Source organism: Pseudomonas sp. Root329 (assembly GCF_001424925.1).
GTDB lineage: Bacteria > Pseudomonadota > Gammaproteobacteria > Pseudomonadales > Pseudomonadaceae > Aquipseudomonas > Aquipseudomonas arabinosi.
On record NZ_LMCV01000049.1, the window covers coordinates 230,344 to 236,538 of the forward strand.

Sequence of the window (6,195 nt, forward strand, 5' to 3'; positions counted from 1 at the left end):
GTCGGCGACCACCGTCGCTCATGCTCTGCTGAGAAGTAAACCTATTAAGACCCGTCCTCTTTTATGTGGGCGGTATTCTGGCGTTTTAGAGGTGAACAACGTGGAGCTTTTATCTGGCGGTGAGATGCTCGTCCGCTTTTTGCGTGACGAAGGCGTCAAATATATCTACGGGTACCCGGGTGGTGCTCTTCTTCATGTCTACGATGCCCTGTTCAAAGAACCGGAAGTGACCCACATCCTGGTTCGTCACGAACAGGCTGCGACCCATATGGCTGACGGCTATGCCCGTGCCACCGGTAAAGCCGGCGTGGTACTGGTGACCTCCGGCCCGGGCGCAACCAACGCCATCACCGGTATTGCCACGGCCTACATGGACTCCATTCCGATGGTGGTCATTTCCGGCCAGGTGCCTAGCAACATGGTGGGCACCGATGCGTTCCAGGAAACCGACATGATCGGTATCTCCCGGCCGATCGTGAAGCACAGCTTCATGATCAAGCACGCGTCGGAAATCCCGGAAGTCATGAAGAAAGCGTTCTACCTCGCGCAATCCGGTCGTCCTGGTCCGGTCGTTGTCGATATCCCGAAAGACATGACCAACCCGGCCGAGAAGTTCGAATACATCTTCCCGAAAAAAGCCAAGCTGCGTTCCTACAGCCCGGCCGTTCGCGGTCACTCCGGGCAAATCCGCAAGGCGGCAGAAATGCTCCTGGCGGCCAAGCGTCCTGTGATGTATGCAGGCGGCGGCGTGATTCTCGGTGGCGGCTCCGCGCCGCTGACCGAATTGGCGAAGATGCTCAACCTGCCAGTGACCAATACCCTGATGGGTCTGGGTGCCTACCCTGGCACCGACCGTCAGTTCATCGGCATGCTCGGCATGCACGGCAGCTACACCGCTAACCTGGCGATGCACCATGCCGACGTGATCCTTGCAGTCGGCGCTCGTTTCGACGACCGCGTGATCAACGGCCCGGCCAAGTTCTGCCCGAATGCCAAGATCATTCACATCGACATCGACCCGGCTTCGATTTCCAAGACCATCAAGGCAGACGTTCCTATCGTCGGTCCGGTCGAGAGTGTCCTGACCGAAATGGTCGCGATCCTCAAGGAAATCGGCGAGACCCCGAACAAGGAGTCCGTTGCCAGCTGGTGGAAGCAAGTTGATGAGTGGCGCGGTGACCGCGGTCTGTTCCCTTACGACAAGGGTGACGGCAGCGTCATCAAGCCGCAGACCGTGATCGAAACCCTGTGCGAAGTCACCAAGGGCGATGCCTTTGTTGCCTCCGACGTGGGCCAGCACCAAATGTTTGCGGCGCAGTACTACACGTTCAACAAGCCGAACCGCTGGATCAACTCCGGCGGCCTGGGCACCATGGGCTTCGGTTTTCCGGCGGCCATGGGCATCAAGCTGAGCTTCCCGGATGACGACGTCGTCTGCGTGACGGGCGAGGGCAGTATCCAGATGAACATTCAGGAACTGTCCACCTGTCTGCAATATGGCTTACCGGTGAAAATCGTCATCCTGAACAACGGTGTTCTGGGTATGGTTCGCCAGTGGCAGGACATGAGTTACGGCAGCCGTCACTCGCACTCTTACATGGAATCGTTGCCTGACTTCGTCAAGCTGGCAGAGGCCTATGGTCACGTCGGCGTGCGCATCACCGAATCGAAAGATTTGAAGTCGAAGATGGAAGAAGCGTTCGCCATGAAGGATCGTTTGGTGATCATCGATGTTTCGGTCGACACCAGCGAGCACGTCTACCCGATGCAGATCAAAGACGGCTCCATGCGCGATATGTGGCTGAGCAAGACGGAGCGTACTTAATCATGCGGCACATTATTTCCTTGCTTCTGGAAAACGAACCCGGCGCTCTGTCTCGTGTAGTCGGCCTGTTCTCGCAGCGCAACTACAACATCGAAAGCCTGACCGTGGCACCTACCGAGGACCCGACGTTGTCGCGTCTGACGTTGACCACGGTTGGTCACGATGAAGTTATCGAGCAGATCACCAAAAACCTGAACAAGCTGATCGAAGTGGTCAAGCTGGTCGACCTGTCGGAGAGTGCTCACATCGAGCGCGAACTGATGCTGGTCAAGGTCAAGGCCACCGGCGCCCAGCGCGCCGAGATCAAACGCACTACCGATATTTATCGTGGGCAGATCGTTGACGTCAGCGCTAGCGTGTATACCGTTCAATTGACCGGTACCAGCGATAAGCTCGACAGCTTCATTCAGTCCATTGGCACCGCCTCGATTCTGGAAACCGTCCGCAGCGGCGTAACCGGCATTGCCCGCGGCGACAAAGTACTCAGCATCTAAACCAAATTAGCGAATGGCCTGAACGGCCTGGATATATAGGGGAATTTCATGAAAGTTTATTACGAAAAAGACTGCGACCTGTCGATCATCCAGGGCAAGAAAGTTGCCATCATCGGTTACGGTTCCCAAGGCCACGCTCAAGCGTGCAACCTGAAAGACTCCGGCGTTGACGTTACTGTTGGCCTGCGTAAAGGTTCGGCCACTGTTGCCAAAGCCGAAGCTCACGGCCTGAAAGTGACCGACGTTGCTTCCGCTGTTGCGGCTGCCGACCTAGTCATGATCCTGACCCCGGACGAGTTCCAGTCCGCTCTGTACAAGAACGAAATCGAGCCGAACATCAAGAAAGGCGCCACCCTGGCCTTCTCCCACGGCTTCGCGATCCACTACAACCAGGTTGTTCCGCGCGCTGACCTCGACGTGATCATGATCGCGCCGAAAGCTCCGGGCCACACCGTACGTTCCGAGTTCGTCAAAGGCGGTGGTATCCCTGACCTGATCGCTATCTATCAGGATGCTTCCGGCAACGCCAAAAACGTTGCACTGTCCTACGCTGCTGGCGTTGGTGGCGGTCGTACCGGCATCATCGAAACCACCTTCAAGGACGAGACTGAAACCGACCTGTTCGGCGAACAAGCCGTTCTGTGCGGCGGTACCGTTGAGCTGGTTAAAGCCGGTTTCGAAACCTTGGTTGAAGCTGGCTACGCGCCGGAAATGGCCTACTTCGAATGCCTGCACGAACTGAAGCTGATCGTTGACCTCATGTACGAAGGCGGTATCGCCAACATGAACTACTCGATCTCCAACAACGCTGAATACGGCGAGTACGTGACCGGTCCGGAAGTGATCAACGCCGAATCCCGTCAGGCCATGCGCAACGCCCTGAAACGTATTCAGGACGGCGAATACGCCAAGATGTTCATCAGCGAAGGCGCTACCGGCTATCCTTCGATGACCGCCAAGCGTCGTAACAACGCCGCTCACGGTATCGAAATCATCGGCGAGCAACTGCGCTCCATGATGCCGTGGATCGGTGCCAACAAGATCGTCGACAAAGCTAAAAACTAAGTCGCGCACTTGTACGAAAAACGCGGCCTAGGCCGCGTTTTTTCGTTTGGGTGGCTGGTTCTGGTATAAAGCTGCATCGTTTGCGGCCGAACCGTCGTCCCAGACACCTGTCCAAACTTTCCACCCCGTTGCAAGGTAATGTCCATGAGCGAACGTCCCGAAGAGCCAAACCAGGCTTCTGACGCCGAAAGCCTGCTGCCCATCGATGAACACATCGAGGAAGGGCATGACGCTGAAGGTCGTAAAGTCCGGCATCGTGGTATCTATCTTCTGCCGAATCTGTTTACCACTGCGAATCTGTTCGCAGGGTTTTATTCCATCATCAACTCGATGAGCGCCCAGAGCGCCTTGAGTGCCGGTGATTCGATTGGTGCGAGCAAGTATTTTGCTTTTGCAGCGATCGCGATTTTTGTCGCGATGGTGCTCGACGGCCTCGATGGTCGCGTTGCTCGTATGACCAATACCCAGAGCGCCTTCGGTGCCGAGTACGACTCGCTGTCGGACATGGTCGCCTTTGGTGTCGCGCCGGCATTGCTGGCGTTCGGTTGGGCCTTGGGCGACATGGGTAAGGTCGGCTGGATGGTTGCCTTCATTTATGTGGCCGGTGCGGCGTTGCGTCTGGCGCGTTTCAATACCCAGGTTGGCACTGCGGACAAGCGCTACTTCATTGGTCTGGCCAGTCCGGCTGCTGCTGGTGTGGTTGCTGGCATTGTCTGGGCATTCAGTGACTACGGCATTCAGGGTTCGAAGATGTCCTTCCTGGTTGCGCTGATGGTCGCTGCCGCCGGCATGCTGATGGTCAGCAACATCAAGTACAACAGCTTCAAGGAGCTGGATCTGAAAGGGCGTGTACCTTTCGTGGCCATCCTCGCGGTGGTGTTGGTGTTTGCCGTAGTGTTCAGTGATCCGCCGCGCATCCTGCTGCTGGTTTTCCTCGCTTATGCGGCTTCTGGACCGGTGCAGTACCTGTTGCGTCTTCGTCGGCACAAAAACGCCGAGTGATGTAATTTCCCTCATACTCCGCAGTCTGTTGGTGCATCTGTTCTCCAATGCTGCGGAGTTGCCATGCTGATCAAAGTCCCCAAAGCGTCTGACTGCCATGAGTCGGACGTCACGCCTGAATCTTTCTATCTATCTCGTCGCAATGTTCTCGGTGCCGCCGTTGCCGGTTTGGCCGTGAGCAGTCTGCCGCGTTGGGCGGCTGCGGAGGATGCTGCGCGTTATGCGGATGTCGAGCCAGGCAAGGCGCCTGCCTGGTTTGCCGAAAAACTGCCTGCTACCAAATGGGGAGCGGTCAACGTCAAGGATGAGGCGATCACGCCATTCAAGGACGCGACCCATTACAACAACTTCTATGAGTTCGGCACCGATAAAGGTGATCCTGCCGCCAACGCCGGCGCGCTGAAAACCGAACCTTGGAGTGTGGTGGTGGACGGGGAGGTGGGTAAGCCGGGACGGTATGCACTGGAAGACTTCATGAAGCCTTATCAGTTGGAGGAGCGTATTTACCGTCTTCGCTGTGTAGAGGCCTGGTCGATGGTCATTCCATGGATCGGATTTCCCATCTCGGCCTTGCTCAAGGAAGTCGAACCGACTTCCAAAGCCAAATTCATTCGCTTCGAAACCCTGGAAGATCCCAAGAGCATGCCCGGGCAACGTTCCGGTTTTGCCTTGATTGACTGGCCTTATGTGGAAGGGCTCCGCCTGGATGAGGCGATGAACCCGTTGGCGATTCTTGCCGTGGGTATGTACGGGCGGGAGTTACCTAATCAGAACGGCGCGCCTCTGCGTTTGGTGGTCCCGTGGAAGTACGGCTTCAAGAGCATCAAATCCATCGTGCGGATCAGTCTGGTGAGTGAGCAGCCGAAAACCACCTGGCAGAGCATTGCCTCGGATGAGTATGGTTTTTATGCGAACGTAAATCCTGCGGTCGACCATCCGCGTTGGACTCAGGCGCGTGAGCGACGTTTGCCGAGCGGGCTGTTCAAGCCCAGTGTGCGGGATACGCAGATGTTCAATGGCTACTCGGATGAAGTCGCCTCTCTATATACGGGGCTCGATTTGCGGAAGAACTACTGATGCGATTTCCGTTTTGGCGAATTGGCGTCTTTATAGCTGCTGCGGTCTGGCCGCTGCTTTGGTTTTATCAGGCCTGGGAGGATGTGCTGGGGCCTGATCCGGGCAAGGTGCTGGTTGACCGGTTGGGGCTGGGGACGCTTGTCCTACTGCTCATTACGTTAAGCATCACACCTGCGCAGAAGCTTACCGGTTGGGCGGGGTGGGTTGCTGTTCGGCGGCAACTGGGGTTGTGGTGCTTCGCTTATGTGGTTTTGCATTTGAGTGGTTATACGGCCTTCATTCTCGGCTTTGATTGGTCGCAGTTGGGTGTCGAGTTGCGCAAACGGCCGTACATTATTGTCGGGGCGCTTGGGTTTCTGTGTTTGTTGGCCTTGGCGGTGACCTCAAATCGCTATAGTCAGCGGCGTTTGGGTTCTAGCTGGAAGAAATTACATCGTCTTGCCTATGTGGTTCTCGGGCTTGGATTGCTGCATATGTTGTGGATCGTGCGCGCTGATCTTAAGGAGTGGGCGGTTTACGCCGCTATAGGTACATTGCTATTAGTGTTGCGACTACCCCCTGTAACCCGCCGAATCCCACGATTAATAGCCAAAAAGACACCTTCTGTACGAAAAGCGTAATTAAGGGTTGACGACAGATTCTGGAAGTCTATAATTCGCCCCACTTCCGGCGCAGTCGAAACGGAAAACTCCTTGGTAAACAATGAGTTACGCGGTTTTCGACAGCGAGTTG

At 56.1% G+C, this 6,195-nt stretch carries 6 protein-coding genes; all 6 read left to right on the forward strand.

What is annotated here, in order from left to right; translation table 11 throughout:
• Positions 1 to 100: 100 nt before the first annotated feature.
• The 6 genes from ASC74_RS28630 to msrQ all read left to right on the forward strand — a co-directional run bounded on the left by ASC74_RS28630 (position 101) and on the right by msrQ (position 6,083).
• Positions 101 to 1,825, forward strand: coding sequence for an acetolactate synthase 3 large subunit (locus ASC74_RS28630; protein ID WP_056746111.1), 1,725 nt, complete (start codon positions 101 to 103; stop codon positions 1,823 to 1,825).
• 2 nt (positions 1,826 to 1,827) lie between these two features.
• A complete protein-coding gene (ilvN, locus tag ASC74_RS28635) occupies positions 1,828 to 2,319 on the forward strand; it encodes an acetolactate synthase small subunit (RefSeq protein ID WP_003176102.1) in 492 nt (163 codons plus the stop codon).
• 48 nt (positions 2,320 to 2,367) lie between these two features.
• Positions 2,368 to 3,384: a ketol-acid reductoisomerase gene (ilvC, locus tag ASC74_RS28640; protein ID WP_007948647.1), complete on the forward strand. Its 1,017-nt coding sequence runs from the start codon at positions 2,368 to 2,370 to the stop codon at positions 3,382 to 3,384.
• 144 nt (positions 3,385 to 3,528) lie between these two features.
• On the forward strand, positions 3,529 to 4,386 hold the full coding sequence (gene pssA, locus ASC74_RS28645; protein ID WP_056746100.1) for a CDP-diacylglycerol--serine O-phosphatidyltransferase: 858 nt from the start codon (positions 3,529 to 3,531) through the stop codon (positions 4,384 to 4,386).
• Positions 4,387 to 4,449: 63 nt separating this feature from the next.
• Positions 4,450 to 5,463: a protein-methionine-sulfoxide reductase catalytic subunit MsrP gene (gene msrP / locus ASC74_RS28650; RefSeq protein ID WP_056746102.1), complete on the forward strand. Its 1,014-nt coding sequence runs from the start codon at positions 4,450 to 4,452 to the stop codon at positions 5,461 to 5,463.
• Positions 5,463 to 6,083, forward strand: a complete 621-nt coding sequence (msrQ, locus tag ASC74_RS28655) for a protein-methionine-sulfoxide reductase heme-binding subunit MsrQ (RefSeq protein ID WP_056746104.1) — start codon at positions 5,463 to 5,465, stop codon at positions 6,081 to 6,083. The genes msrP and msrQ overlap by 1 nt, the downstream gene beginning before the upstream one ends.
• The last annotated feature ends 112 nt before the right edge of the window (positions 6,084 to 6,195 follow it).

What these genes read in the sequence shown, in the direction of transcription:
- ilvN (WP_003176102.1), top strand. Translation starts at nt 1,828, where the DNA reads ATGCGGCACATTATTTCCTTGCTTCTGGAAAACGAACCCGGCGCTCTG.
- ilvC (WP_007948647.1), top strand. Translation starts at nt 2,368, where the DNA reads ATGAAAGTTTATTACGAAAAAGACTGCGACCTGTCGATCATCCAGGGC.
- pssA (WP_056746100.1), top strand. Translation starts at nt 3,529, where the DNA reads ATGAGCGAACGTCCCGAAGAGCCAAACCAGGCTTCTGACGCCGAAAGC.
- msrP (WP_056746102.1), top strand. Translation starts at nt 4,450, where the DNA reads ATGCTGATCAAAGTCCCCAAAGCGTCTGACTGCCATGAGTCGGACGTC.
- msrQ (WP_056746104.1), top strand. Translation starts at nt 5,463, where the DNA reads ATGCGATTTCCGTTTTGGCGAATTGGCGTCTTTATAGCTGCTGCGGTC.